Origin of the sequence: Azospirillum ramasamyi (assembly GCF_003233655.1) — a bacterium.
Lineage (GTDB): Bacteria > Pseudomonadota > Alphaproteobacteria > Azospirillales > Azospirillaceae > Azospirillum > Azospirillum ramasamyi.
This window is the reverse complement of sequence record NZ_CP029829.1, coordinates 847,904-873,780: the sequence shown is the minus strand read 5'-3', so window position 1 is coordinate 873,780 and position 25,877 is coordinate 847,904. Positions and strand designations below refer to the sequence as shown.

Genomic DNA, 25,877 nt, shown 5'->3' with positions numbered 1-25,877 from the left:
TCACTTCGTCTCGATCAGCTCAACCTTGTAGCCGTCCGGATCCTCGATGAAGGCGATGACGGTGGTGCCGTGCTTCATCGGACCCGGCGGACGCGGGATCTTCACGCCTTCCGCGGCCAGCTTCTCGCAGGTGCCGTAGATGTCGGGAACGCCGAGCGCGATATGGCCATAGGCGGTGCCGATCTCGTACGGCTCCTTCTGGTCCCAGTTGTGGGTCAGTTCCAGAACCGCCGTGTCGGATTCTTCGCCATAGCCGACGAAGGCCAGGGTGAAGCGGCCGCCCTCGTAGTCGTTGCGGCGCAGCAGCTTCATGCCGAGCAGCCGGGTGTAGAAGTCCAGTGACTTCTCCAGATCCAGCACGCGCAGCATCGTATGCAGCAGACGGAATTCGCTCATGGTCTCTATTCTCCCGCTTGGCGGTTAACTGGGCGGTTGTTCAGTCGTTTTTTGTGCGGTGCTCTTCGACGAGGTCCAGGATGGCGCGGGCGGCCCGTTCGCTGGGCGGGGTATCCCCCTGCCCCAGCCAGCGGGCCACTTCCGCCACGCCGTCGATCTGCGTCTGGCGCGCCGCCGGATCGTCGAGCAGACGGCGCAACTCGGCCGCCAGTCTATCGGGGCGGCAGTCCTTCTGCAGCAGTTCCGGAACCAGCATCCGATCGAGCATCAGGTTGACGAGATTGACGTACTTCACCTGGATCAGCCGGCGATAAAGCGCGACGGTGACAGGATTCAGCCGGTAGGCGATGACTGTCGGCAGCCGCGCGAGCGCCAGTTCCAACGCGACGGTGCCCGAAGCGGCTAGAGCCGCCTCCGCCGCCGCGAAGGCATCGTACTTCTCGGCATCCCCTTCGACCAGCAGCGTGCGCAGCGGCCAATCGGCGATGGCGGCGGCAACGCGGTCGCGCACCGTCGCCACCGTCGGGACGACAGCCACCAGGTTCGGATGCGCTGGACGCAACAGTTCCAACGTCGCCCGGAAATCGGGCAGCAGGCGGGATACCTCTCCCTTGCGGCTGCCCGGAAGCACGGCGACGATCCGCTCATCCGGCGCGATGCCATGCCGCTCGCGGAACGCTCCCCCGTCACCCTTCCCCGCACCACCTTCGACGACCGAATGCCCGACGAAGGTGCAGGCCAGCCCCTCCTTCTCGAAATAGGGCGGCTCGAAGGGCAGCACCGCGAGAAGGTGGTCATAGATGGCGGCATACTTGGCCGCACGCTTGGGCTTCCAGGCCCAAACCGTGGGCGCCACATAGTGGACAAGCGGAATGGCTGGCTCGGCGGCCCGCACCTTCTTGGCCACGCGCACGGTGAAGCCGGGCGAATCGATGCCTACCACGGCGTCGGGCCGCAGCCGGACGATCTCCGCAACCGTCTGGTCGATGCGGCGGATCAGGTTCGGCAGATGCGGCAGCAGTTCGAAGATGCCGAACAGGGTCAGTTCGCCCATGGGGAACAGGCTGACCAGTCCCTCCGCCGTCATCTTCTCGCCGCCGATACCCACGAAGCGCACTTTGCCGCCGGTCAACCGCTTGGCCGCCGCCATCAGCCGCGCGCCCAGCGCGTCGCCCGACGGTTCGCCGGCGATCAGGAACAGGGTCGGGCCGTCGCAGGCCACCTCAGCGGCCGTCGGGTGGATGGTCATTGCGGAATCTCGATGCCGGTGACGAACAGACCGAGCCGGTCGGCCGCCGCCGCCACCGCCGCGCGATCGACCAAAAGGCTGCCGCCGGCCTCGACGGCGATGCCGCGCAGCCCGGCTGCGGCGGCCTTCTCCACCGTCGTGACGCCCATGGTCGGCAGATCGATGCGGCGGTCCTGCTTGGGCTTCTTCACCTTGACCAGCACGCCGCCCGGCCCCGGCCGCGACAGGCCGGCACAACGGTCGAGCATGGCGTCGGTACCCTCGATGGCCTCGACAGCCAGGACGATGCCCTGCTGGACCACCGCTCCTTGTCCGACATCCAGCGCCCCCATGGCACGGGCGACCTCGACCGCGCGGGCGATATCACGCTCCGCGTCCGCATCCGGGGAGAGCCGTCCGACCGGACCGGGCGTGGTCAACAGATCCTTCAGCAGTTCATGGAGACCGACGACGCGGAAGCCGTCCTCTTCCACCTCGCGCACCACGGCGCGCAGCAAACCGTCGTCGCCAAGCGCGCGGGTTCCGACGCGGGCAAGGAACCGCGCTGTGCGCCAGTCCGGCATCAGTTCCGTGAAGGACGGACGCTTCACCGGCCCGGCCAGCACGACCTCCCCCACGCCTTCCTCATGGAGACGGCGGAGGATGGTGCCGGCAGCGCCGAAGCGGCTCCACAGATGCGGCAGACCGGCGACGGTCTCGGGGTCGGTGTGTCCGTCGAACGCGACGACGAAGACTTCACGCCCCTGCCCGCGCACCGCGCTCGCGATCCTGGCCGGCAGCGTACCGCCACCGGCCAGGATCGCCAATTTCGGACCGGCAACCTGTCGGGTATCGGCCATCGGCCGGCAGCCTCAGCTCTCGCGCGGCTGGCAGAGGGAACGCGCTTCCTTGGCACGGATGAAGGACAGCACGTCGGAGATCAGCGCACGCTCGCCGAAGTCGCGACCGACCTCCTCCACCCGCTCGGCGAAGGTACCCTCCGGCCCGAACAGCATGCGGTAGGCCGCGCGGAGCGCGTGGATGTCGTCCTTCTTGAAGCCGCGCCGCTCAAGCCCGACGAGGTTCAGGCCGGCCAGACGGGCGCGGTCGCCCATGACCAGACCGAAGGGAATCACATCGTTCTCGACGCCCGACATGCCGCCGATCATGGCGTGGGAACCGATGCGCACGAACTGGCGCACCGCCGAAAGCCCGCCGATGATCACATAGTCACCCAGCGTCACATGACCGCCGAGCGTGGCGTTGTTTGCCAGGATGACGTGATCGCCGACGATGCAGTCATGCGCGACGTGCGAGCCCATCATGAACAGCCCGTCGTCGCCGACGCGGGTGATCATGCCCCCGCCCTCGGTGCCGGGGTTCATCGTCACATGCTCGCGGATCTGGTTGCGGGCACCGATGACGAGTTCGGACGCCTCGCCGTGGAACTTCAGGTCCTGCGGACGATGGCCGATGGACGCGAAGGGATAGATGACGGTGTCGGCGCCGATGCTGGTGCGCCCGTCCACAGCCACATGGGAAACCAGCCGAACGCCGTCGCCCAGCGTGACGTCGGGACCGACGACGCAGAATGGGCCGATGTTGACGCCCTCGCCCAGCTTGGCCGCGGGATCGACGATGGCGGACGGATGGATGGAAACGGTCATTTTTCGTCCAGGATCATGGCGGAATAGACGGCTTCGGCGACGAGGACGCCGTTGACCTTGGCCTCGCCCTTGAACTTCCAAACATTGGCGCGCTGGCGCTGCTTGGTCACGTGGATGTGGATGGTGTCGCCGGGGGTGACCGGACGGCGGAAACGCGCCTCGTCCACGGTCATGAAATAGACCAGCTTGCCTTCGGCATCCGGCCCGAGCGTGGCGACCACCAGCACGGCGGAGGTCTGCGCCATCGCCTCGATGATCAGCACGCCGGGCATTACCGGACGCGACGGGAAATGGCCCTGGAAGAAGGGCTCGTTGATCGTGACGTTCTTCACGCCGGTGGCGCCTTCGCCCAGCGTCACATCGATCACCCGGTCGATCATCAGGATCGGGTAGCGATGCGGGATCATTTTCATGATCCGCGTGATGTCGATGTCGTCGATCTTATTGCTGTGCGCGTTGTTGTCCGCCGTCACGTCCATTATCCGGCCGCCCGCCTTTCCACCAACCGATAGGGTTCACCATTCTCCGAACCGGGAGAACGGGCACCGCCGTCCCGCCAGGGAAGCGCCGGCACCTTTTTGTTTGCTCCGCCTTCTTGCCCCATTTCCGCGGCGACCGCAACCGCCGAACCCGGATACGCAACAGGGCCGTCACCCTCCCTCGTCGGGATGGCGACGGCCCTGCTCAGGTATGCGTCACTGCTTGGGAACGTTCAGCGCGACTTGCGGCAGCTTCTTGTTCACCCGCTCCATCACCGCATCGGTGACGTCGAGTTGGGTATCGACCAGGACGAACTGCTGGCGGGCGAGGACGAGGTTGGCGCCGCGCTCGCGCGAGATCTCGGCGACCACATCGACCATCGTCTTGTGAACGACGGCCATCGCGTCGTTCAGCCCCGTCTCCAGGGCCCGCTTGCGGGTCTGGACCGTCTTCTGAACCTCGGCGACCTGCTTCTCGAAATCGCGGCGCTTGGTGGCGAGCGCTTCCGGCGACAGGACGGTCTGCTGCTTGCGCAGTTCGTCCTCGGTCTTGCGGAGCTTGTCCTCCAGCGCGGAGATTTCCTTCTGGTAGGAATCGCGCAGCGATTCGAAGGACTTGGTGATCCCCTTCGACGCCGTGGACTCCTGCATGATCTTCTGGACGTCGATCACCGCGATGATCGGGGCCTTCAGTTCCGCACCGGGAGCCGGCGGGGTGGCCGTCGCCGGCTTGGGGGCTTCGGTCTTCGGAGCCTCGGCCTTCGGTTGGCTTTGGGCCTGAGCCGAGGTGGCGGCGAACAGGAGGCCGGCGACCGTGACGGCCGACAGGACGGCGACGCGGAACGGCGCCTTCGACTGGGAGAATTTCATCTTAGAACCTGGTTCCGAAGCTGAAGCGGATGAGCTCTTTCTCGTCGTAGCCTTCCTTGCGGATCGGCAGCGCGACATCGAGCCGGATGGGCCCGAACGGCGACTTCCACGACACGCCGGTGCCGATGGAGACGCGGATGGTCTCGTCATCCTTCACGTTCGGATCGTTGATGTCGACCTTGCCGAGCGTGCCGACATCGGTAAAGGCGTGGCCGAGCAGGCCGAACTCTTCCGGCAGGCCGAAGGGGAAGCTCATTTCCACCGAGGCGCGGGCATAGCGGGTACCGCCCAGCGCATCGCCGGTGGACACGTCGCGCGGACCGATGCCGGCGGTGTTGAAGCCGCGCAACGTATCACCGCCGATGAAGAAGCGGTCGCCCAACTGCACCTTCTGGCCGAGACCGTGGATATAGCCGATCTCACCCGTGGTGCTCAGCACCCACTGGTCCTCGCCGAGCGGGATGTAGTATCCGGCGGCCAGCTTATTGCGCAGGAACCGCACCGAACCGCCGAGACCGGCGATGTCGTTGGTGAGGCGGATGAAATAGCCCTCGGTCGGCGTCAGCTTGCTGTTGCGGACGTCGTAGGTCAACTCCTGGCCGATCAGCGAGGTCACGCGTTCGCCGCGCTGCTCCTGGATGTACTTCGACGCGGTGAGCGGCACTTCCTCGATCAGCGTGTCCTGCAGCTGGTAATAGACGCGCTGGCGCAGGTGCTCGCTCAGCGGATAGCCCAGGCGCAGGGCGAAGCCAGTGTTCTTCTCGTTGAACGAGCTCTCGTCCTGGTAGTTGTAGCGCGTCCGGAAGAGGTCGACACCGGCCGACAGGTCCCGGTCCATGAAGTACGGCTCGGTGAAGGAGATGTCGTACAGCTGGCGGCGGCCCGATAGTGTGGCGCCCAGGCGCAGATCCTGACCGCGGCCGAGCAGGTTGCGCTCGCGGATCGAGAAGTCGCCCAAGGGACCGTCGGAAGTCGAGAAACCGGCACCGATCGAGATTTCACCGGTCGACTGCTCGGCCACGTCGACGTTCACGATGGTGCGGTCGGGCGCGCTGCTTTCGGCGGTGGTGATGTTCACGCGCTCGAAGAAGCCCAGATCCTTGATGCGCTGCTCGGACCGCCTCAACTTGGACGCGTTGAACGGATCGCCTTCAGCCAGCAGCATCTCGCGGCGCACCACCTTGTCCAGCGTACGGACGTTGCCAGTGATGTCGATGCGGTCGACGAAGGTGCGGGGCCCCTCGTTGATCTCATAGATGATGTCGATGGTGCGGTTCTCGCGGTTGCGCGAAATCCGCGGCCGTACATCCACGAAGGCGTACTGCAGATCGCCGACGGCGTTCGTCAGCTTCGTGATCGTGTCTTCGACCTTCTGGGCGTTGTACCAGTCGCCTTCGGTGGTGGTCACGCTGTTCTGCAGCACGGCCGGGTCGAGCTGCTTCAGCGAGGTGTTGATGTCCACCTTGCCGAACTTGTAGCGATCGCCTTCCTCGATGGTGAAGGTGATGAAGAAGTCCGATTTGTCGGGCGTCAGCTCCGCCACGGCCGAGACCACGCGGAAGTCGGCGTAGCCTTCCTTCAGGTAGAAGCGGCGCAGCAGGTCGCGGTCGTAGTTCAGACGGTCCGGATCATAGTTGTCGTCGGACGACAGGAAGCGCCACCAGGCGGATTCCTTGGTCTGAACGGCCTCGCGCAGAGTTCCGTCGGAAAAATGCTGGTTGCCGATGAAGGTGATGCCGCGCACGCCGGTGCGCGCGCCTTCATTGATCTCATAGACCAGATCGACCCGGTTCTGGTCGAGCTGGATGATCTTCGGCTCGACCGTCGCGGCGAATCGGCCCTGGCGGCGGTAGATCTCCTGGATACGCTGAACATCGTTCTGAACGCGGGTGCGCGTATAGACGACGCGGGGACGCAGCTGGATTTCCCGCTCCAGCGTCTCCCTGTCGATGCGCCGGTTCCCCTCGAACGCGATGCGGTTGATGATGGGGTTCTCGGCCACCGTCACCACCAGCGCATCGCCTTCGCGCTTCAGCACCACGTCCGCGAACAGGCCGGTGTTGAACAGCGCCTTCAACGACTGGTCGATCCGTTCGGGATCGAACTGGTCGCCGGGCTGAATCGTCAGGTAGGAGCGGACCGTGGACGGTTCGATTCGCTGGGTGCCTTCGACCCGGATATCGCGCACCGTACCGCCGCTGAACACCTGGGCGACCATGGACCCGGAACCCGCGGGCGCCCTTCCGGGCGAGGCGGCGGTTTGGGCGTGGGCGACAGACACCGTCGTCATGGCGCAGCCGGCCAGCAGGCCCGCCACCAGAACTTTGCTCGACACCGGCAAATCACGCTCCCTGGCAAGGGGCTGGAATCAGGAAACCAGTCCCCGGAAGAAATCGACCACGCGCAGTTGAACCAGGTCGTTCCACGTGGCGAAGACCATGAGCGTTAATACCAAGGCCAATCCAATTCGGAAACCGTATTCTTGCGCTCGCGCTCCAAGCGGCCGGCCCCGAAGCTTTTCGAAGGCGTAGAACACCAGATGGCCGCCGTCCAGCATCGGCACCGGGAACAGGTTGATCAGCCCGAGGTTCACCGACAGGAAGGTCATGAACCAGATCAGCGGATACAGGCCGGATTGCGCCACCTCGCCCGACATCTGGGCGATGCGCAGCGGCCCCCCCAGCTCTTCGGTCCCGCGCGATCCCTGGACCATCTGGCCCAGCGCGGTGAAGGTGCCGCTGATCATGCCTGCGACTTCTCGTCCCGCCTGCCAGACCGCCGTCAGCGGGTCGTGGCGCATCATCCCGACGCTGCCGCGGCTGATGCCGAGCAAGCCGATCTGATGGCTGTTGCCGAGTCGGTCCGTGACGGACTGCGAATCCGGCGTCGCGGTGACCGTCATCACCCGGCCGTCGCGATTCAACTCGATCGCCAGTGGCTGCCCCGGACGGATGGATACGATCTGCCGGATTTCCTCGAAGCGCTGAATGCCTGTGCCGTCGACCGAGAGGATGATGTCGCCGGGCAGGATGCCGGCGCGCTCGGCCGCGCTGCCGGGCTGGATGCCGCCGACGTCGGGCGGCGTGAAGGACTGCCCCGCCGTCATGAACAGCACGGCCAGCACGACGATGGAGAACAGGAAGTTGGCGATCGGCCCGGCGGCGACGATCGCCGCGCGCTGCCCCACCCGCTTGTGGTGGAAGGAGACGGACCGCTCCTCTTCCGTCATGCCCGACAGATTGGAGCCGGGCGTGCTCGCCGGGTCGGCGTCGCCGAACATCTTGACATAGCCGCCGAGCGGCAGCGCGCTGAACTTCCAGCGCGTGCCGGTGCGGTCGGTGAAGCCGAACAACTCCGGCCCGAAGCCGATTGAGAAGGTCTCGATCCGCACGCCGTTGCGCCGCGCGATCAGATAGTGACCAAGCTCGTGCACGAAGACGAGCACGGTGAGGACCAGCAGAAAAGCCAGCACCGAGGTCCAGAAACCGCCGATTACGTCCATTTCAACCCTTGCGCCCTTCAGCGCCTCGAACGCTGATCATCGGCTGCCAACCGCTGTCGCACCGATGGCCTGAACGCGGCCGGCGGCATCCCGCCTGGCATCCGCATCGGCCTCCCGCACGGCGGCGAGATCGCGCAGCGGGCGGTGGGGCAACGCCGTCAACGTCTCCTCGACGATCCGTTCGATGTCGAGGAAGCCGATCCGGCGGTCGAGAAACGCCTGAACAGCCACCTCATTGGCGGCACTGAGTATAGTAGGAGCGCCCCCCCCGCTTTGCAAGGCGGCCCGGGCCAGCCGGAGTGCCGGGAAGCGTACGGGATCGGGCGCCTCGAAGGTCAGGGTCGCAGCCTTGACAAGATCCAGCCGTTCCGCCGGGGTGGCGATGCGCGCGGGCCAGCCCAGCGCATAGGCGATGGGTGTACGCATGTCCGGCGTGCCGAGCTGCGCCAGCACGGAGCCGTCGACATACTCGACCAGGGAGTGGATCACCGACTGCGGATGGACCAGGACATCGATCCGCTCCTCGGGGATGCCGAACAGGAAATGGGCTTCGATCAGCTCCAGCCCCTTGTTCATCATCGTGGCGCTGTCGACCGAGATCTTGGCGCCCATGTCCCAGGTCGGATGGGCGACCGCCTGCTCCCGCGTCGCCGCGGCCATGAAGGCGCGGTCCCTGGTGCGGAACGGACCACCCGAGGCGGTGAGGATCAGGCGGGCGACGCTGTCGGTCCGCCCGAAATCGAAGACCTGATAGATGGCGGAATGTTCGCTGTCGACCGGCAGCAGCGTTGCGCCGTGGGCCTTCACCTCCTCCATCATCAGGGCGCCGGCGCAGACCAGAACCTCCTTGTTGGCGAAGGCGACGATGGCGCCCCGGCGCACGGCGGCAAGCGTCGGCTCCAGCCCGGCGGCGCCGACGATGGCGGCCATCACCCAGTCGGCCGGGCGTTCGGCGGCGGCGGCCACGGCCTCGGCACCGGCGGCAACCTCGATGCCGGTGCCGGACAAAAGGTCCTTCAATTCAGCATAGGCGGCGGGATCGGCGACGACGGCAAGGCGGGCCCTCAGGTCGCGAGCCTGCTTTGCCAGCAGAGCGACGTTGCGGTTGGCGGTCAGCGCCTCGACCGGGAAGCGCTCCGGATCGCGGGCGACGAGGTCCACGGTCTGCGTGCCGACCGAACCGGTGGACCCGAGGATCGTCACGCTGCGCGGCGCATCCGGCACCGCCTCCGCCTTCACCACCATGAGAGGACCGTTCCGATGGCCGCGTGGAACAAGGCCAGCACCGGGGCAGCGGCCAGAAGCCCGTCGATGCGGTCGAGGATGCCGCCATGCCCGGGAATGAGCTGGCCGCTGTCCTTCACATTGTAACGCCGCTTGACCGCCGATTCGAACAGGTCGCCGGCCTGCCCCACCACCGCGACCGCGGCACCCACCAGAATGGCGATGTCCGGACGCGCGGCGCCGAAGGCAATGGCCACGAGCCAGCCGAACAGGGCGGAAGACAGCATGCCGCCGATAAGGCCGGCCCAGGTCTTCTTCGGGCTGATGCGGGGCGCCAGTTTCGGCCCGCCGATGCTGCGGCCGGCGGCATAGGCGCCGATGTCGGTCGCCCAGATGGCGAACAGGACGAAGAGGAACAGCGAGAGCCCGATGTCCGGGAGGTCGCGCAGCCAGATCAGTCCGGCCATGCCGGCGGCGACGTAGAAGACGCCGAACCCGAGCAGGCCGCGGTCGCTGCCGCCGCCGACGATGGCCGTCATGACGGCGAAGGCCGCCGCGACGCCCAATCCCGCGGCCGGTCCGGCGGCGAGCTGGGCCATCAGCGCGACGGCGATGCCGACCGCCGCCATCACGCGGGCCGGCAGGTGGCGGGCGCTGGGGACGATGTTGGTCCATTCGGAAACGGCAACCACCGAGCCGAAGGCGATGAGCGCATGGAACACCCAGCCACCCATCCAGACAGCGCCCAGCACGACCGGCGCCATGACGAGCGCGGACAGGGCGCGGACCTTGAGATCCCCCGCCTTGGACGGCTTCACCGGCGCTGCGGCCGTATCCGCGGCCGACGGCTCAGCGGGAGCCGGCGGTGGTGGCGCCGAAGCGGCGTTCCCTTCTGTGGAACTCTTCAATCGCCGCCTCCAGATCGCGCTTGGTAAAATCGGGCCAGAGGGTGTCCACGAAGACCAGCTCGGCGTAGGCCGCCTGCCACAGCAGGAAATTGCTGATCCGCTTCTCACCACTGGTGCGGATGATCAGGTCGGGGTCGGGGATGTCGGCGGTGTAGAGCCGGGCCGACAGAGCGTCCTCGTCGATGGCGTCGGGCGACAGGCGCCCCGCCGCCACCTCCTCCGCCAGCCGGCGCGCGGCATGGACGATCTCCAACCGGGAGCCGTAGCTGAGAGCGACGACCAGGGTCATCACACGGTTGTCGCGGGTCAGCGCCTCGGCGTTGTCGATCAGTCGGTTGATGTCTTCCGACAGCCGGTTGCGGTCGCCGATCACCCGCAGGCGGATGCCCGCCCGGTGAAGTTCGGCGACTTCGCTGCGCAGATAGAAGCGCAGCAGACCCATCAGGTCGCTGATCTCCTCTTCCGGCCGGCGCCAGTTCTCCGAGGAGAAGCTGAAGATCGTCAGAGTGCCGATGCCCAGTTCGCGCGCCGCTTCCACGGTGCGGCGGACGGCGTCCACGCCCTTCTTGTGACCGGCGGTGCGCGGCAGGCCGCGCGCCTTGGCCCAACGCCCGTTGCCATCCATGATGATGGCGACGTGCCCGGGGGCCGTGTTGGACCGGTTGTCGTCCGCGTCGCGCATTCCGGATCAGACCTGCATGATTTCCTTTTCTTTTTGCGCAAGCGTATCATCGACCATCTTGATGTGCTGGTCGGTCAGAAGCTGCACCTTGTCCGACTGGACCTTGTGCTCGTCCTGGGTGATCTCGCTGGCCTTCTCCGCCTTCTTCAGGCCGTCCATGCCGTCACGGCGGATGTTGCGGATGGCGATGCGGCACTGCTCGGCGTATTTGTGGGCGACCTTCGCCAGTTCGGCGCGGCGCTCCTGCGTCAGGTCGGGCAGCGGCACGCGGATGACCTGGCCCTCGGTCTGCGGGTTCAGGCCCAGGCCGCTGTCGCGGATGGCCTTTTCGACCGCCTTGGTCATGCCGCGGTCCCACACCTGCACGGTGATCAGGCGCGGCTCCGGCACGGAGACGGTCGCCACCTCTCGCAGGTGCATGCGGCTGCCATAGGCCTCCACCATCACCGGTTCCAGCAGGCTGGACGAGGCGCGGCCGGTGCGCAGACCGCCCAGTTCCTTGCGAAATGAGTCGAGCGCGCCTTCCATGCGGCGCTTCAGATCCGATAGGTCGGGCGCAGCCACGGGCCTACTCCCTTTCTTCCGTTATGATGGTGTGCTTGCCACGGCCCTGCATCACTTCGGCGAAGGCGCCGGGCGTGTGGATCGAGAAAACCAGTATGGGTATATGGTTCTCGCGCGACAGCGCGATCGCCGAAGCGTCCATCACCTGCAGTTCCTTGGTCAGGACATCCATGTAGGTGAGGCGTTCATAGTGCTGGGCGTTCGGATCCTTCTTCGGATCGGCGGTGTAGACCCCGTCGACCTGCGTGCCCTTCAACAGACCGTCGCAGCCCATTTCCGAAGCGCGCAGCGCCGCGGCGGTGTCGGTCGTGAAGAAGGGGTTGCCGGTCCCGGCGGCGAAGATCACCACCCGGCCCTTTTCCATGTGGCGGACGGCGCGGCGCCGGATATAGGGCTCGCAGACCGTCGACATGGGAATGGCCGACTGCACGCGGGTGATGACGCCCATCCGTTCGAGCGCGCTCTGCATCGAGAGCGCGTTCATCACGGTGGCGAGCATGCCGATGTAGTCGGCCGAGGCACGCTCCATGCCGCTCGCCGCACCCTTCACACCGCGGAAGATGTTCCCCCCGCCGATCACCAGGCAGACCTGGACGCCGAGCGCGATGACCGCCTTCACCTCGTTGGCGATGCGGTTCACCATCTCCGGGTCCAGACCATAGTCGCGCTGACCCATCAGCGCCTCACCCGACACCTTGAGGAGGACCCGCTTGTAGCGGACGCCCTCGACCGGCGCGGTGATCCCGGTGGTTTCGACCATTGGGGGAACGCTCCCTTGCTGTATCGGAATGCGGCTTGCGGACCTAAGCGTTCGACCTTACCGGTCTCAGCCCTGACCGCCGGCGGCGGCGGCGACTTCGGCGGCGAAGTCCGACTGGGCCTTCTCGATGCCTTCGCCAAGCGCGAAGCGGGTGAAGGCCGTGACCTTGACCGGAGCGCCGATGCCCTTGGCGGCGTTCTCCACCACCTTGCGGACCTTGGTCTCGCCGTCGATCACGTAGGTCTGCTCGAGCAGACAGACTTCCTCGTAGTACTTGCGGACGCGGCCTTCGACCATCTTCTCGATGATGTTCTCCGGCTTGCCCGAAGCGCGGGCCTGCTCGGCCAGCACGTTGCGCTCGCGCTCCAGCGACGAGCTGTCGACATCGGCGATGTCCAGCGCGTCCGGGCGGGCGGCGGCGATGTGCATGGCGATCTGCTTGCCGAGGTCGGCCAGCTTGGCGGTGTCGCCGGTCGACTCCAGGGCGACCAGAACGCCGATCTTGCCCAGGCCCGGCGCGATGGCCGAGTGGACGTAGCTGACGACGACGCCGGCCGGGACCGACAGCGTGACGGCGCGGCGCAGGTTCATGTTCTCGCCGACGGTGGCGATCAGGCTGGTCAGCTCATCCTGGGCGGTGTGCGAGGTGCCCGGATAGGTCGCGGCCTTCAGGGTCTCGACATCACCGGCGGTCGTCAGGGCCAGCTCGGCGGCCTTGGCGGCGAAAGCCTGGAACTTGTCGTTGCGGGCGACGAAGTCGGTCTCGGCGTTCACCTCGACGACGGCACCCTTGGTGCCGGCGGTGGCGACGGCGACCAGACCTTCGGCGGCGACGCGGCCCGACTTCTTGGCGGCGGCGGCGAGGCCCTTCTTGCGCAGCCAGTCAACGGCGCCCTCGAGGTCGCCCTGCGTCTCGTTCAGCGCCTTCTTGCAGTCCATCATGCCCGCGCCGGTCTTCTCGCGCAGTTCCTTGACGAGCGAGGCGGTAATCTCGGCCATGTTGCGCCCTCTTCCTTCCAAGCGATCCGGCAGGCGGATCGGATTGAGTCACAAATTCAAAACGGGTGGCAACCCATAAAAAAGGCAGCCGGGCCATAGATCATAAGGCCCGGCTGCCCTTCAACCGTCAGGGTCAGGCCTGGGCGGTTTCGGCGGTCTCTTCCTCCGGCAGCTGCTCGGCCGGGGCGTCCTCGGCGGCGCCGACGTCGATGCCGGCGGCGCTCATCTCGGCCTGCAGGCCGTCAAGCACGGCGCCGACCGTCAGGTCGCAGTACAGCTCGATGGCGCGCAGCGCGTCGTCGTTGCCGGGGATCGGGAAGGCCACGCCGTCCGGATCGGAGTTGCTGTCGAGGACCGCGATGACCGGGATGCCCAGCTTGTTGGCTTCCTTGACCGCGATCGACTCCTTGTTGGTGTCGATGATGAAGATGACGTCCGGCAGGCCGCCCATCTCCTTGATGCCGCCCAGCGCACGCTCCAGCTTGTCGCGCTCGCGGGTCAGTTCCAGCACTTCGCGCTTGGTCAGGCCCGAGGTGTCGCCGGAGAGGCGCTCTTCCATCTCGCGCAGGCGCTTGATCGACTGGGAGATCGTCTTCCAGTTGGTCAGCATGCCGCCGAGCCAGCGGTGGTTGACGTAGTACTGACCGCACTTGGCGGCAGCCTCGGCGATGCGCTCCTGCGCCTGGCGCTTGGTGCCGACGAACAGGACGCGGCCGCCGCCGGCGACGACGTCACGCACGGCCTGCAGGGCGCGGTGCAGCATCGGGACGGTCTGCTCGAGATCGATGATGTGCACGCCATTGCGGACGCCGAAGATGTACTGGTTCATCTTCGGGTTCCAGCGGCGGGTGTGGTGGCCGAAGTGGACACCGGCTTCCAGCAGCTGGCGCATGGTGAAAGTGGGCATGGTCATGTGGAAAAAATCCCTTTTTCCGGTTGCTCCGCCGCGGGCATTGTCGAGAGCGCATGGCAACCATGGCTGACGACACCGGATCGGGCCATCGGGGTAAAACCGAGGGTCCGCCAGCCCGCGTGAGGTTTTGACGACGGCGCTTACATAGCCCCGCGCGCGTATGTTGACAAGGAAAAAGGCCACCCGAACCAGAGTCCGGATGGCCTTTTCACATAACCGCCAAGGACTGGCGGAAGTTCCTTTACGCCTGCGGCGCCGAGGGCGCGGCGACCTTCGGTTTCGGCAGGTCGAGCTTCAGGTGCAGCTCCCGCAGGCGGGCGGTGTCCACCGGCGCCGGGGCCTGCATCAGCAGGTCTTCCGCACGCTGGTTCAGCGGGAAGGCGATGACCTCGCGGATGTTCGGTTCGTCGGCCAGCAGCATGACGATGCGGTCGATGCCCGGGGCCGAGCCGCCGTGCGGCGGGGCGCCCAGCTTGAACGCGCTCAGCATGCCGCCGAACCGGGCTTCCAGCTCCTCCGGCGGATAGCCGGCGATCTCGAAGGCCTTGTACATCACTTCCGGCAGATGGTTGCGGATGGCACCGGAGGACAGTTCGACGCCGTTGCAGACGATGTCGTACTGGTAGGCCTTGATGTCGAGCGGGTTCATTGTCTCCAGAGCCTTCAGGCCGCCCTGGGGCATGGAGAACGGGTTGTGGCTGAAGATGACCTTGTTGGTCTCCTCGTCCAGCTCGTACATCGGGAAGTCGACGATCCAGCAGAAGCGGAAGGCGTTCTTCTCGATCAGGTCCAGCTCCTCGCCGATGCGGGTGCGGGCGAAGCCGGCCAGCTTGGCCGCCGGGCCGGGCTGGTCGCAGACGAAGAAGATCGCGTCGCCGTCTTCCAGGCCGGCCAGTTCGCGCAGCCGGGCCTGCGCGGCCTCCGGCACGAACTTGGCGATCGGACCCTTGCCGCCGGCCGCTTCCATGATGATGTAGCCGAGGCCGGGGGCGCCGAGGCCGCGGGCCCAGTCGTTCAGCTTGTCGAAGAAGCTGCGCGGACGGTCGGAAACCTTCGGCGCGCGGATGGCGCGGACGACACCGCCCTTCTCCAGCGTCTGCTTGAAGGCGCGGAATTCAACGTCGTCGCGCTTGAACACCTCGGTCACGTCGGTGATGACCAGCGGGTTGCGCAGGTCCGGCTTGTCGTTGCCGTACTTCAGCATCGACTCGGCGTAGGAGATGCGGCGGAACGGCAGGCCGTCGATGGCCGGCTTCGAGTCGCGGCGGAAGCTGCCGAACTCGTCGAAGATGCCGTGCAGCACCGGCTCGATGGCGGCGAAGACGTCTTCCTGGGTGACGAAGGACATCTCGAAATCGAGCTGGTAGAACTCGCCCGGGCTGCGGTCGGCGCGGGCGTCCTCGTCGCGGAAGCAGGGGGCGATCTGGAAGTAGCGGTCGAAGCCGGCGACCATCAGCAGCTGCTTGAACTGCTGCGGCGCCTGCGGCAGGGCGTAGAACTTGCCGGGGTGGTTGCGGCTGGGCACCAGATAGTCGCGCGCGCCCTCCGGCGAGGAGGCGGTGAGGATCGGCGTCTGGAACTCGGTGAAGCCCTGGTCGATCATGCGGCGGCGCGCCGAGGCGATCACGCGCGAACGCAGCATGATGTTCTCGTGGATGCGCTCGCGGCGCAGGTCGAGGAAGCGGTAGCGCAGGCGCACGTCCTCGCCGGCATCCGTGTCCTGGTTGACCTGCAGCGGGATCTGCTCCGCCTCGCCCTCGACGTTGAGTTCGGCGATCTGCAGCTCGACGCGGCCGGTGGGCAGCTTGTCGTTGATGGTCTCGGCCGTACGCTTCACCACCTTGCCGGTGACGGTGATGACCGATTCCAGCTTCAGCCGGTTCGCGACCTCGAAGGCCGGGTTGGAGGTATCGACCACGCACTGCGTCAGGCCGTAATGGTCGCGCAGGTCGATGAACAGCAGCTGTCCATGGTCGCGCTTCCGGTTCATCCAGCCCGACAGGCGGACGGTCTCACCGGCATTCTCTTCACGAAGCTGGCCGCAGGTGTGCGTGCGGTAGGGGTGCATGGGTCGAAACACCTTGAAAAGATCGGATTCCGGCGGAAAAAGCGGTCCGACACACCACACCGGACGCGCACGAAAGTCAAGCCGCGATAGGGTGGACCGCGCGTCGGCGGCGGTCGGAGCGGAACGTTTGAAACGCCGTGAAACACTTTCCGGCGCCCTGTTCACCTGTTCAACCTCCCCCGCCCGGCCGCCGCGCCGCCAAGCCCGCCGCAGCTTATCACCGCCGCCGCGCGTGGATAAGCGCGGGAGGAAAATCCGCCCGCGGCGCCCCCTGCCCCGCCGCCCGCGCGCCACTTTTCCAGCCTGTGGCGACCCTGCGCTTCGGCGGACTTTCAAGCGCCGGTTCGCTCGTGTATGAAGCCAGCATGACGCTCATCACGACAACCGACGCCCTCCAGGCCTTCTGTCAGTCGCTGGCCGGGGCCGACTACATCACGGTCGACACCGAGTTCCTGCGGGAAAAGACCTATTGGCCGCAATTGTGCCTCGTGCAGGTCGGCGGACCCGACGGCGCGGTCGCCATCGACCCGCTCGCCGAAGGCATCGACCTTGCCCCGCTGTTCGCGCTGATGAGCGACCCGTCGGTGCTGAAGGTGTTCCACGCCGCCCGCCAGGACGTGGAGATCTTCTGGCACCTGTCCGGCCAGATCCCGCACCCGCTGTTCGATACGCAGGTCGCGGCGATGGTCTGCGGCTTCGGCGAGAGCGTCGGCTACGAGACGCTGGTGACCAAGCTGGCCGGCGCCCGCATCGACAAGTCCAGCCGCTTCACCGACTGGTCCCACCGCCCGCTGACCGAGCGGCAACTGACCTACGCCCTGTCCGACGTCATCCATCTGCGCCCGGCCTATGAGAAGCTGAAGCGCCGCCTCGCCCGCTCCGGCCGCTCGCATTGGCTGGAGGAGGAGATGGCGATCCTCACCGATCCGGCGACCTATCAGGTCGATCCGGAAAGCTCGTACCTGCGGCTGAAGGTGCGGACCAACAAGCCGCGCTTCATGGCGATCCTCAAGGAACTGGCGGCATGGCGCGAGCGCGAGGCCCAGCGCCGCGACCAGCCGCGCTCCCGCGTGCTGCGCGACGAGGCTCTGCTGGAGATCGCCGCCCACGCCCCGACCACCGTCGACGACCTCGCGCGCACCCGCGGGCTGGGCCGCGGCTTCGCGGAGGGGCGGCAGGGGACCGACGTGCTGGCTGCGGTGCAGGCCGGGCTGGACCTGCCGGACAGCGCCCTGCCGCGGGTCGAGCCGCGCGAGGAACCCCCGCCGGGCCTGCAACCGATCGTCGAGCTTCTGCGCGTGCTGCTGAAGATGAAGTGCGACGAGAACAATGTCGCGGCGAAGCTGGTTGCCTCGTCTTCCGAGTTGGAGGCCCTGGCCGCCGATGACGCCGCGGACATTCCGGCGATGCATGGATGGCGGCGCGAGCTGTTCGGCAACGATGCGCTCGCCCTGAAGCACGGAAAGATCGGGCTTGCGGTCATCGACCGTCGTGTCCGCATCGTTCCCGCCGGAGAACCGCGTCCTTCGACCGCGCCGGTCGATTCCGAAACTTGATCTTTTCGGATGGCACCGCTTCGATGATTGCCACGCCCGGAAGGCGCCGTCGGGGCGCCTTCCGGGCTGTTTGCCTCGGCCTGGCCCCGCCCGCGTCCGGGCTTTGGCTTTAATGTCTTTTTAAAGGAAGTTACCGTTAAAATCCATTCGGCTGCGCAGGATTCGCGGGGGTCCCGGCGCTTGCGGGGCCACGGTTCCGGCCAAGCACAAGCCACCGGACCGGACATGAAGGCCGCCGAACAACGAGCGGCCGTTGATGCGGGTGGTTGGCAGGCGTGACGCTTGTTGTGGGAGTGCGCATCGTATGAGCAGGTTTGGCGGCAGACCACCGGTTGGACGGGATCGTGTCCGGCTTTCCACGACGGAAAAGCAGGCCGCCGTCGCCGCCGCCAAGGACCAGAAGCCGGATTTCGACAACGACAAGCTCCTGAACCTGCTGCGGTCGGCGAAGAACGAACTGCAGGGCATGCGGTTGATCCACATGCACCTGTCGCTGCTGAAGGACCGCGATCCGACCAGCCAGATGATGGTCCGGTCCATCATCCAGGAACTGGCGACCAAGGCCTCCTTCCTGCAATCCTTCAACATCTCCAACGGCGACGTCATCGTTCTTTACAAGGGGTTGAAGCTGACCGGCGTCACCGACGTCTGCCAGACGGTGGAGCAGGTCTTCCTGTCCAAGACCACCCTGACCGGACCGAACCCCTACAAGGAATATTCCCTCTACTCGATCATGGAACTGGCGTTGAACTTCATCAACGTCATCCGCTTCATCGAGGAACTGCAGGCGAACGAGACGGGCCACCACGTCACCGAAACCAAGCCGCCGATCACGCTGGAGGAACTGGGCAAGCTCGAACGCTCGATGCAGATGTTCGATCTGTCGCCCTTCCTGTTCAACCAGGGCATCGCCAACATCGGCAGCGGCGAAACGGAGATGGAGTATTACGAACTCTACATCTCCATCAAGCTTCTCCAGGAACGGCTCTGCCCGGATTACGACATCACCGCCAACAAGTGGCTGTTCAACTATTTCACCGCCAACCTCGACCAGTCGGTCCTGCGCGCGTTGAACCATGGGCTCAGCTTCATGCGCGGCCGGCGGATCGGCATCAACATCAACCTGTCCACCGTCATCTCGACCGGCTTCGTTAAGTTCGACGAACGCCTGCCGATCGATTTCCGCGGGCAGGTGGTTCTGGAGGTGTCGAAGGGCGACCTGATCGAGAACCTGCCGCTGTTCAACGAGGTGGTGGAGTTCGCCCAGGACCGCCGTTACCAGATCGCGGTGGACGGGCTGAACCCGTTCTGGGTGACGAATTTCGACCTGGAATATCTCAACGCCGATTACGCCAAGATATTCTGGTCGAACGACATGCTGGAGATGGATCCGTCCTTCGAGAAGTTCTTCCGCGACCGCATCGCCGAACAGGACCGCTGCAAGTTCATCCTGGCCCGTTGCGACAGCGTGTCCAGCCTGGTCTACGCCCACAAGATGGGCATCAAACTGGTTCAGGGCCGCGCGGTGGACAACATCATGCGCAAGGGCGTCAGCGTCCGCGAGGCAATCGCCCACGCCAAGGTGGATTGAGGACGGCACTCACGGCTTGCGCGGCGCACGTCGCAACGGGCCGTCGGTCCAGGACGGCGGCAGCAATGCCAGCAGCCACACCGCGGCCATCATCGGCCAGGGGAAGGCGATGCGCGCCGCGTTGCGCTCCAACCCGCGGCGGATGACGCGGGCGGCGGCGTCGGTTTCCATCAGGAAGGGCATGGGGAAGCGGTTGACCGCCGTCATGCGGCTCTTGACGAAGCCGGGGCAGATGACCGAGACGCCGATCCCCTCCCCCGCCAGATCGCCGCGCAGAGCCTCGCCGTAGACCCGCACCATGGCCTTGCTGGCGCAATAGGCCGGCGCGCCGGGAAGGCCGCGGAAACCGGCCAGCGACGCCATCACGGCGATCTGCCCGCGCCGCCGCGCCCGCATCGCCGGAAGCAGCGGATGGATGCTGTTCAGAACGCCGTCGACGTTGACCGCCAGGATGCGTCGGGCCTGCTCCTCCGTCTCGCCGCCGTCGCCGGTGCCGGCGGACATCCCGGCATTGGCGACCAGCAGATCGACCGGATCGGCGGCATCGACCCGCGCCAGCCACTCCGCCATCGCCGCCCGGTCCGCCACGTCGACCACCGCCGTGTCCACCCGCGCGCCGGCGGCCCGGCAGCGCTGCGCCACCGTCTCCAGCCTTGCGGAGTCGCGGCCGGTCAGTGCGAGGGCCACGCCAGGGGCGGCATAGAGGAGCGCCAGGGCCTCGCCGATGCCGCTGGACGCGCCGGTGATGACGATGGAACTGGGGTTGGATAGGCGCTGCTTCATGAATTCTCCGCCCTGCTCGTCGGTCCAATTCCGGTACCGGAGCTTGTTGTGGGGTGCCGTGGAGTTTATAAGCACGACACCAACCGACACCGCTTTTAAAGTGAGGCCGCCTTGCCCGCCCATCGCCCCGTCATTGCCAGCATGACCGGTTTCGCACGCGTCGACGGGCACGGCGACGGCTATTCCTGGACCTTCGAAGCCAAGAGCGTCAATGGCCGCAGCCTGGACCTGCGCTGCCGCCTGCCGTCGGGCTTCGACAGCATCGAGGCTGCGACCCGTGCCGAGCTGCCGAAGCGGCTCGCCCGCGGCAACGTGAACCTGACGCTGACCGTCAACCGCGCCCAGGCGGTGTCGCAGCTCCGCATCAACCGGGAGCTTCTGGCCCAGGTGCTGGAACTCGCCCGCGAGATCGAAGGTGCCGGCGCCGCCGCGCCGCGGCTCGATTCGCTGCTGGCCGTCCGCGGCATCATCGAGCCGGTGGAGGAGGATGAGACCGAATCGCGCGAGCGCGTCGAATCGGCGCTGAAGGCCGACCTCGCCAAGCTGATCGACCAGCTGGTGGTCAACCGCCTCGCCGAGGGCGCCCGCATCGCCGAGGTGCTGAACGGCCATCTCGACGAGATCGCCCGTCTGGTCGATGCCGCCTCCGCCTGCGCCTCCACCCAGCCGGAAGCGCTGCGCGAGAAGCTGCGCGCCCAGGTCGCCGCCATCCTCGGCTCCTTCCCGGCGCTGTCGGAGGACCGGCTGGCCCAGGAGGCCGCCATCCTGATCGGCAAGGCCGACGTGCGGGAGGAGCTGGACCGCCTGCGCGCCCATATCCAGGCCGCCCGCGACCTGATGGCGGAGGGCGGCGCCATCGGCCGCCGGTTCGACTTCCTGTGCCAGGAGTTCAACCGCGAGGCCAACACCCTGTGTTCCAAGTCGGCGGACGTCGAACTGACCCGCATCGGCCTGTCGCTGAAAGCCTCGATCGAGCAGCTTCGCGAGCAGGTCCAGAACATCGAGTAATCATCAACACCGAGTGAGCGCCATGGCTGCGACCAACACCTCCCTGATCCACCGGCGCGGCCTGATGCTGGTGCTGTCCTCCCCCTCGGGCGCCGGCAAGACCACCATTGCCCGCGGCCTGCTGGAGCGCGATCCCGGCATCACCATGTCGGTCTCGGTGACCACGCGGGCGATGCGCCCCGGCGAGGCCGAAGGGCTGGATTACTATTTCATCGACCAGCAGCGCTTCGACCGCATGGCCGAGACCGGCGACCTGCTGGAGCATGCCCGCGTCTTCGGCAACTGCTATGGCACGCCGCGCGTGGCGGTGGAGGATGCGCTGGGCGCCGGCCGCGACGTGCTGTTCGCCATCGACTGGCAAGGCGCGCAGCAGTTGGCGCAGAACGCCCGCGACGATCTGGTCAGCGTCTTCGTGCTGCCGCCGACGGTGAGCGAACTGGAGCGCCGCCTGCGCGGCCGCGGCCAGGATTCGGAGGAGGTCATCGCCAACCGCATGGCCAAGGCGTCCAACGAGATCAGCCACTGGCCGGAATACGACTACGTCATCGTCAACCACGACGTGGACGAGAGCATCGCCGCGGTCGAATCCATCCTGCGCGCCGAGCGGCTGCGCCGCCGCCGTCAGGTCGGCCTGCCGGAGTTCGTGCGCAGCATCCAGGACACTCTCTAAAGCGAATTTGCATGCGCTTTAGAGTCAAACGCCCCCATTGGCCGGTCGGGCTTCGGCCGCATGAGCGGCCGGGGCCGCCGTCGCGGTCCATAGCGGATGGCAATCCGCTTTAACTATTCGGTTGGAAACGGCTTCGCCCGCACCTTGATCTCATGGTCGGGCGGGCCGTCGCCGCCGTCCGGCCGTTTGCCGCGGTAATAGCCCTTCTGCCAGCGCTCCCGCGCCGCCGTGCTGCCGGGAGTTTGCAGATCGGCGTTGAACTGGCTGCGCGAGGCTGCCCAGGCGCGGTATTGCGCCGCCGTTTCCGGGTCGCTGTCCAGATCGCGCACCTCCGGTTCCAGGCTTTCCACCAGGCCGCGCTGGATCGGCATCAGATGGGCGAACGGCTCGCCCTTCTCCCAGGTCACCGGCACGCCGGGCGCGGTGAACCTCCAGTTCATGGTGAAGGGATAGGGCGACCAGTCGGTCTCGATGATGCCCGACAGGCCGAGAATGCCGTGCTTCGGGTGATTGAGCGGCCCGGTGACCATCAGGTTGACGCCCGGCGGCGTCCGGAACAGGGCCGCGACATGGAAGGTCAGCACGCCGCTGCCGAAATGGCTGGCCGGCAGCAGCGGGTGCGGTTCGTCGGCCGTGACGGCGATGGCATCCAGCCCGACGCCGCCATCCCAGACCGCCGTCACCCGCACCGGGCAACAGACCTCCCACCCATGCATGCTGGCGATGTTCAGCGGCAGGCAGCGGTAACCGTACTGCTCCGGCAGGGCGTCGATCCAGTCGCGCGTCGGGCGCGCCGGGCGGATGTCGGGCATGGCGCCCGACAGCGGATAGGCGATCAGTGTCATGGTGCCGCATCCTGCCAGATCTTCCGCCCGGCGTAACCCGGCGGATCGCGAACATCGCCGCCGGCCGCCTGTCCATCGGGGTTTTCCCTATGCCTCCGTAGGGAGTGCATCAACGCCCAATACTCCAGTATGAGCGCCTTATTCCATTAGGAACTTGTCATTTGCGCGGACCGCGATGCGCCGGAGCGTTCCGGCGGCGGCCTCGCGCATTCGGGGTGGAGCGGAGCGATGATCGGCAAAATTCACAGCATCAAGGCGAAGCTCCTGATCCTACTGGGGCTGTTCCTCGCCACCGTCCTGGTGGCCGGCATCTGGTCCGCGACGTCGAAGCGCGCGACCATGGTCGAGGGATACCGGAACTCGATCCAGGCGGTGGTGCAGACCTCGCTGTCGATCATCAGCTCCTACGACGAGCGCGCCGCCAAGGGCGAGTTCAGCCGGGAGGAGGCGCAGACGCAGGCCAAGGCCGCCCTGCGCGCGTTGCGGTTCTTCGGCAGCGAGTACATGTTCGGCTACGAGTTCGACGGCACCAACGTCTTCCAAGGCGTGCGCGCCGATCTGGAGGGCACCCGCAAGCTGGCCGATTTCAAGGACAGCAACGGCGTCCTGGTGATCCGCGGGCTGATCGAGTCGGCCAAGTCCGGTGACGGCTTCCTGATCTACAACTTCCCCAAGGCCGGCGGCGGCGATCCCGTGCCCAAGTTGGCGCTCGCCGCGATCTACGAGCCCTGGGGCTGGATGATCGGCACCGGCGTCTACATCGACGACGTCGATGCCGCCTTCCACCGCACGCTGTCGGAAACGCTGGCGGTCACGCTGGTGGCGTCCGTCCTGCTGGGACTGATCGGCTTCCGGCTGGTGTCGCGCATCGCCAAAGGGCTGGACGATATCGGCACCGCGACCGGCCGCATCGCCAAGGGCGATCTCGCCACCCAGGTCGGCGGGACGGAGCGCCGTGACGAGGTGGGCACGGTCGCCCGCTCGGTCGAGACGCTGCGGCTCAGCGCCCTCGAGGCGGAGGAACTGCGCCGGCGCCATGCCACCCTGGAGCATGAGGCCGAGCAAACCCGCCGCGCCGCCATGCTCCGCCTTGCCGACGAATTCGAGAGCACGGTCGGCGGGCTGGTCCAGTCGGTCGCCGAATCGGCCGGCCAGCTGACCCACACCTCCAGCGCGATGAGCGGCGGCGCGGAGCAGACCACCCGACTGATGGACGGCGCCGCCCGCGCGGCGGAAACCACCTCGGGCAACGTCCAGGCGGTGGCCGGCGCAACCGAGGAACTGGCCGCCTCGATCCGCGAGATCGCCCAGCAGATCGCCGAATCGACGACCGGCTCCGCCCGCGCGGTGGAGGATGTCCGCCGCACCTACGCGCTGATCGAACAGCTGGACGGCGTCGCCCGGCGCACGGTGGAGGTGGTCGACCTGATCCGTTCCATCGCCGCCCAGACCAACCTGCTGGCGTTGAATGCGACCATCGAAGCGGCGCGGGCGGGCGAGGCCGGAAAGGGATTCGCGGTGGTCGCCAGCGAGGTGAAGAATCTCGCCAACCAGACGGCCAAGGCCACCGACGACGTGCAGGCGCAGATCGCCGCCATGACCGACGCCACCTCGTCGGTGGTGGTGGCCATGCGCGGGGTCGGCGGCGCCATCGAGACGGTGAACACCGTCGCTTCCAGCATCTCCGCCGCCATCGAGGAGCAGGGAGCCGCAACCCGCGACATCAGCCAGAACGTCAACGAGGCGGCGCAGGGCGTCAGCTCGGTGTCGGACAGCCTGACTCTCGTGTGCAGCCACGCCTTCGCCACCGGCCAAGCCTCCGCCGAGGTGGCCGCCGCGGCGCGTGCGGTGGGCGAACGCGCCGACCGCATGCTGACCGAGGTTTCGGCCTTCGTCGCCCGCATCCGCCAGGGCTGAACCGCCGCAAGGCGCGCGTAATGGGGGAGGCGCGCGCCGGATGCAATCCGCGACAATCCGCGCTATGGATTGAATCCTGCAAAGCGCTTCCACACGGGATCCCATGACCTCGCCCACCCCCGCCGCCTCCCACTCCACCGCCGCTTGGCGCGGCTGGCTCGACGAGGCGCTGCGGCGCATCGAGGCGGACGTGAACCGGTCCGCCGACACCCATCTTCTGCGCCTGCCGATCCCGTCGGCGCCGGGAATCACGCTGTACCTGAAGGACGAGTCGACCCATCCGACGGGCAGCCTGAAGCACCGGCTGGCGCGGTCGCTGTTCCTCTACGCGATCTGCAACGGCTGGGTGCGCGAGGGCACCACGGTGATCGAGGCGTCGTCGGGCTCCACCGCCGTGTCGGAAGCCTATTTCGCCCAACTGCTCGACCTGCCCTTCGTCGCGGTGGTGCCGCGCAACACCTCCCCGGCCAAGATCGCGCAGATCGAGTTCTACGGCGGCCGCTGCCACATGGTGGAGCGCGCGTCGGAGGTCTGCGCCGAGGCGCAGCGGCTGGCCGAGGCCTGCGACGGCCATTTCATGGACCAGTTCACCTATGCGGAGCGGGCGACCGACTGGCGCGGCAACAACAACATCGCCCAGTCGATCTTCGAGCAGATGGCGCAGGAACCGCATCCGGTGCCGGACTGGATCGTCTGCGGCGCCGGCACCGGCGGCACCTCCGCCACCTTCGGGCGCTTCGTCCGCTACCGCCGGCTGCCGACCCGCATCTGCGTCGCCGACCCGGAACATTCGGCCTTCTTCGAGGGCTTCCGCGACGGTAACCCGAAGGCCGATGTCGGCCGCGGCTCCGGCATCGAGGGCATCGGCCGGCCGACGGTCGAGCCCTCCTTCCAGCCGACGGTGATCGACCGCATGATCCGCGTGCCCGACGCCGCCAGCATCGCCGCGATCTGGGTGCTGCGCGACCGGCTGGGCCGCGCCTGCGGCGGCTCCACCGGCACCAATCTGGTCGGCTCCATCGACCTGATCGCCGGGATGATGCGGGACGGCCGGCAGGGCAGCGTCGCCACCCTGATCTGCGATCCCGGCGACCGTTATATGGGCACCTACTTCAACCCCGACTGGCTGGCCTCCGCCGGGCTGGACATCGCCCCATGGTGCGAGCGGATCGAAGGCTTCTTCCGCACCGGCGCCTGGAGCGGCGACGGGCTTCAGACCGCCGAACGGTGACGGGAGGTTCGCGGCG

At 67.0% G+C, this 25,877-nt stretch carries 24 protein-coding genes; 6 read left to right on the top strand and 18 right to left on the bottom strand.

Annotation, left to right across the window (positions count from 1 at the left end):
* From gloA to aspS, 16 genes are all read right to left on the bottom strand, one after another.
* On the bottom strand, nucleotides 1-396 hold the full coding sequence (gloA, locus tag DM194_RS04005) for a lactoylglutathione lyase (RefSeq protein WP_111066033.1): 396 nt from the start codon (nucleotides 394-396) through the stop codon (nucleotides 1-3).
* A gap of 40 nt (nucleotides 397-436) precedes the next feature.
* The gene (gene lpxB / locus DM194_RS04000; RefSeq protein ID WP_111066032.1) at nucleotides 437-1,645 is read right to left on the bottom strand and encodes a lipid-A-disaccharide synthase; all 1,209 of its coding nucleotides are present in this window, start codon (nucleotides 1,643-1,645) and stop codon (nucleotides 437-439) included.
* The gene (locus DM194_RS03995) at nucleotides 1,642-2,484 is read right to left on the bottom strand and encodes an LpxI family protein (RefSeq protein WP_111066031.1); all 843 of its coding nucleotides are present in this window, start codon (nucleotides 2,482-2,484) and stop codon (nucleotides 1,642-1,644) included. Before DM194_RS03995 ends, lpxB begins: the two co-directional genes overlap by 4 nt.
* Nucleotides 2,485-2,496: 12 nt before the next feature.
* On the bottom strand, nucleotides 2,497-3,291 hold the full coding sequence (lpxA, locus tag DM194_RS03990; RefSeq protein ID WP_111066030.1) for an acyl-ACP--UDP-N-acetylglucosamine O-acyltransferase: 795 nt from the start codon (nucleotides 3,289-3,291) through the stop codon (nucleotides 2,497-2,499).
* A complete protein-coding gene (gene fabZ, locus DM194_RS03985; RefSeq protein WP_111066029.1) occupies nucleotides 3,288-3,770 on the bottom strand; it encodes a 3-hydroxyacyl-ACP dehydratase FabZ in 483 nt (160 codons plus the stop codon). Before fabZ ends, lpxA begins: the two co-directional genes overlap by 4 nt.
* A 216-nt stretch (nucleotides 3,771-3,986) precedes the next feature.
* Nucleotides 3,987-4,640 (bottom strand): OmpH/Skp family outer membrane protein, encoded by a 654-nt coding sequence (locus DM194_RS03980; protein ID WP_111066028.1) that lies wholly within the window; start codon nucleotides 4,638-4,640, stop codon nucleotides 3,987-3,989.
* A 1-nt stretch (nucleotide 4,641) separates the two neighbouring features.
* Nucleotides 4,642-6,930: an outer membrane protein assembly factor BamA gene (gene bamA / locus DM194_RS03975; protein WP_425457281.1), complete on the bottom strand. Its 2,289-nt coding sequence runs from the start codon at nucleotides 6,928-6,930 to the stop codon at nucleotides 4,642-4,644.
* A 78-nt stretch (nucleotides 6,931-7,008) separates the two neighbouring features.
* Nucleotides 7,009-8,142, bottom strand: a complete 1,134-nt coding sequence (gene rseP / locus DM194_RS03970; protein WP_111066026.1) for an RIP metalloprotease RseP — start codon at nucleotides 8,140-8,142, stop codon at nucleotides 7,009-7,011.
* Between the two features lie 36 nt (nucleotides 8,143-8,178).
* Nucleotides 8,179-9,387 (bottom strand): 1-deoxy-D-xylulose-5-phosphate reductoisomerase, encoded by a 1,209-nt coding sequence (locus tag DM194_RS03965; RefSeq protein ID WP_111066025.1) that lies wholly within the window; start codon nucleotides 9,385-9,387, stop codon nucleotides 8,179-8,181.
* Entirely contained in the window at nucleotides 9,378-10,184 is an 807-nt protein-coding gene (locus DM194_RS03960; RefSeq protein WP_246024276.1) for a phosphatidate cytidylyltransferase, read from the bottom strand. The genes DM194_RS03965 and DM194_RS03960 overlap by 10 nt, the downstream gene beginning before the upstream one ends.
* 31 nt (nucleotides 10,185-10,215) lie before the next feature.
* On the bottom strand, nucleotides 10,216-10,956 hold the full coding sequence (locus tag DM194_RS03955) for an isoprenyl transferase (RefSeq protein WP_111066023.1): 741 nt from the start codon (nucleotides 10,954-10,956) through the stop codon (nucleotides 10,216-10,218).
* A gap of 6 nt (nucleotides 10,957-10,962) precedes the next feature.
* Nucleotides 10,963-11,520 (bottom strand): ribosome recycling factor, encoded by a 558-nt coding sequence (gene frr, locus DM194_RS03950; protein ID WP_111066022.1) that lies wholly within the window; start codon nucleotides 11,518-11,520, stop codon nucleotides 10,963-10,965.
* A 4-nt stretch (nucleotides 11,521-11,524) separates the two neighbouring features.
* A complete protein-coding gene (gene pyrH / locus DM194_RS03945; RefSeq protein WP_111066021.1) occupies nucleotides 11,525-12,280 on the bottom strand; it encodes a UMP kinase in 756 nt (251 codons plus the stop codon).
* Nucleotides 12,281-12,346: 66 nt separating this feature from the next.
* Nucleotides 12,347-13,279: a translation elongation factor Ts gene (tsf, locus tag DM194_RS03940; RefSeq protein ID WP_111066020.1), complete on the bottom strand. Its 933-nt coding sequence runs from the start codon at nucleotides 13,277-13,279 to the stop codon at nucleotides 12,347-12,349.
* A 133-nt stretch (nucleotides 13,280-13,412) separates the two neighbouring features.
* Nucleotides 13,413-14,192, bottom strand: a complete 780-nt coding sequence (gene rpsB, locus DM194_RS03935; protein ID WP_111066019.1) for a 30S ribosomal protein S2 — start codon at nucleotides 14,190-14,192, stop codon at nucleotides 13,413-13,415.
* Between the two features lie 241 nt (nucleotides 14,193-14,433).
* A complete protein-coding gene (aspS, locus tag DM194_RS03930) occupies nucleotides 14,434-16,260 on the bottom strand; it encodes an aspartate--tRNA ligase (RefSeq protein WP_111066018.1) in 1,827 nt (608 codons plus the stop codon).
* A gap of 365 nt (nucleotides 16,261-16,625) precedes the next feature.
* Here aspS and rnd point away from each other — a divergent pair, with 365 nt between their 5' ends.
* Together rnd and DM194_RS03920 are read left to right on the top strand one after the other, a co-directional pair.
* Nucleotides 16,626-17,816 carry a ribonuclease D gene (gene rnd / locus DM194_RS03925; RefSeq protein ID WP_111066017.1) on the top strand — a complete coding sequence of 397 codons (1,191 nt, stop codon included), beginning with the start codon at nucleotides 16,626-16,628 and terminating at the stop codon, nucleotides 17,814-17,816.
* Nucleotides 17,817-18,120: 304 nt separating this feature from the next.
* On the top strand, nucleotides 18,121-19,407 hold the full coding sequence (locus tag DM194_RS03920) for an EAL domain-containing protein (protein ID WP_111066016.1): 1,287 nt from the start codon (nucleotides 18,121-18,123) through the stop codon (nucleotides 19,405-19,407).
* Between the two features lie 9 nt (nucleotides 19,408-19,416).
* Here the strand turns inward: DM194_RS03920 and DM194_RS03915 are convergent, their stop codons facing one another.
* On the bottom strand, nucleotides 19,417-20,190 hold the full coding sequence (locus DM194_RS03915) for an SDR family NAD(P)-dependent oxidoreductase (protein WP_111066015.1): 774 nt from the start codon (nucleotides 20,188-20,190) through the stop codon (nucleotides 19,417-19,419).
* A 141-nt stretch (nucleotides 20,191-20,331) separates the two neighbouring features.
* Here DM194_RS03915 and DM194_RS03910 point away from each other — a divergent pair, with 141 nt between their 5' ends.
* Nucleotides 20,332-21,198 (top strand): YicC/YloC family endoribonuclease, encoded by an 867-nt coding sequence (locus DM194_RS03910; protein ID WP_111066014.1) that lies wholly within the window; start codon nucleotides 20,332-20,334, stop codon nucleotides 21,196-21,198.
* A gap of 22 nt (nucleotides 21,199-21,220) precedes the next feature.
* Entirely contained in the window at nucleotides 21,221-21,868 is a 648-nt protein-coding gene (gene gmk, locus DM194_RS03905) for a guanylate kinase (RefSeq protein ID WP_111066013.1), read from the top strand.
* 113 nt (nucleotides 21,869-21,981) lie between these two features.
* Here gmk and DM194_RS03900 read toward each other — a convergent pair whose 3' ends face one another.
* The gene (locus DM194_RS03900) at nucleotides 21,982-22,713 is read right to left on the bottom strand and encodes a DUF6065 family protein (RefSeq protein WP_111066012.1); all 732 of its coding nucleotides are present in this window, start codon (nucleotides 22,711-22,713) and stop codon (nucleotides 21,982-21,984) included.
* Between the two features lie 228 nt (nucleotides 22,714-22,941).
* Here DM194_RS03900 and DM194_RS03895 point away from each other — a divergent pair, with 228 nt between their 5' ends.
* Nucleotides 22,942-24,630 carry a methyl-accepting chemotaxis protein gene (locus DM194_RS03895; protein ID WP_111066011.1) on the top strand — a complete coding sequence of 563 codons (1,689 nt, stop codon included), beginning with the start codon at nucleotides 22,942-22,944 and terminating at the stop codon, nucleotides 24,628-24,630.
* A gap of 103 nt (nucleotides 24,631-24,733) precedes the next feature.
* The gene (locus DM194_RS03890) at nucleotides 24,734-25,861 is read left to right on the top strand and encodes a PLP-dependent cysteine synthase family protein (RefSeq protein ID WP_111066010.1); all 1,128 of its coding nucleotides are present in this window, start codon (nucleotides 24,734-24,736) and stop codon (nucleotides 25,859-25,861) included.
* Nucleotides 25,862-25,877: the final 16 nt, after the last annotated feature.

Bases quoted from the DNA above. Each gene is read 5' to 3' on its own strand.
- gloA (WP_111066033.1), bottom strand. From the start codon at position 396: ATGAGCGAATTCCGTCTGCTGCATACGATGCTGCGCGTGCTGGATCTG.
- lpxB (WP_111066032.1), bottom strand. From the start codon at position 1,645: ATGACCATCCACCCGACGGCCGCTGAGGTGGCCTGCGACGGCCCGACC.
- DM194_RS03995 (WP_111066031.1), bottom strand. From the start codon at position 2,484: ATGGCCGATACCCGACAGGTTGCCGGTCCGAAATTGGCGATCCTGGCC.
- lpxA (WP_111066030.1), bottom strand. From the start codon at position 3,291: ATGACCGTTTCCATCCATCCGTCCGCCATCGTCGATCCCGCGGCCAAG.
- fabZ (WP_111066029.1), bottom strand. From the start codon at position 3,770: ATGGACGTGACGGCGGACAACAACGCGCACAGCAATAAGATCGACGAC.
- DM194_RS03980 (WP_111066028.1), bottom strand. From the start codon at position 4,640: ATGAAATTCTCCCAGTCGAAGGCGCCGTTCCGCGTCGCCGTCCTGTCG.
- bamA (WP_425457281.1), bottom strand. From the start codon at position 6,930: ATGACGACGGTGTCTGTCGCCCACGCCCAAACCGCCGCCTCGCCCGGA.
- rseP (WP_111066026.1), bottom strand. From the start codon at position 8,142: ATGGACGTAATCGGCGGTTTCTGGACCTCGGTGCTGGCTTTTCTGCTG.
- DM194_RS03965 (WP_111066025.1), bottom strand. From the start codon at position 9,387: ATGGTGGTGAAGGCGGAGGCGGTGCCGGATGCGCCGCGCAGCGTGACG.
- DM194_RS03955 (WP_111066023.1), bottom strand. From the start codon at position 10,956: ATGCGCGACGCGGACGACAACCGGTCCAACACGGCCCCCGGGCACGTC.
- pyrH (WP_111066021.1), bottom strand. From the start codon at position 12,280: ATGGTCGAAACCACCGGGATCACCGCGCCGGTCGAGGGCGTCCGCTAC.
- tsf (WP_111066020.1), bottom strand. From the start codon at position 13,279: ATGGCCGAGATTACCGCCTCGCTCGTCAAGGAACTGCGCGAGAAGACC.
- rpsB (WP_111066019.1), bottom strand. From the start codon at position 14,192: ATGACCATGCCCACTTTCACCATGCGCCAGCTGCTGGAAGCCGGTGTC.
- aspS (WP_111066018.1), bottom strand. From the start codon at position 16,260: ATGCACCCCTACCGCACGCACACCTGCGGCCAGCTTCGTGAAGAGAAT.
- rnd (WP_111066017.1), top strand. From the start codon at position 16,626: ATGACGCTCATCACGACAACCGACGCCCTCCAGGCCTTCTGTCAGTCG.
- DM194_RS03920 (WP_111066016.1), top strand. From the start codon at position 18,121: ATGAGCAGGTTTGGCGGCAGACCACCGGTTGGACGGGATCGTGTCCGG.
- DM194_RS03915 (WP_111066015.1), bottom strand. From the start codon at position 20,190: ATGAAGCAGCGCCTATCCAACCCCAGTTCCATCGTCATCACCGGCGCG.
- DM194_RS03910 (WP_111066014.1), top strand. From the start codon at position 20,332: ATGACCGGTTTCGCACGCGTCGACGGGCACGGCGACGGCTATTCCTGG.
- gmk (WP_111066013.1), top strand. From the start codon at position 21,221: ATGGCTGCGACCAACACCTCCCTGATCCACCGGCGCGGCCTGATGCTG.
- DM194_RS03900 (WP_111066012.1), bottom strand. From the start codon at position 22,713: ATGACACTGATCGCCTATCCGCTGTCGGGCGCCATGCCCGACATCCGC.
- DM194_RS03895 (WP_111066011.1), top strand. From the start codon at position 22,942: ATGATCGGCAAAATTCACAGCATCAAGGCGAAGCTCCTGATCCTACTG.
- DM194_RS03890 (WP_111066010.1), top strand. From the start codon at position 24,734: ATGACCTCGCCCACCCCCGCCGCCTCCCACTCCACCGCCGCTTGGCGC.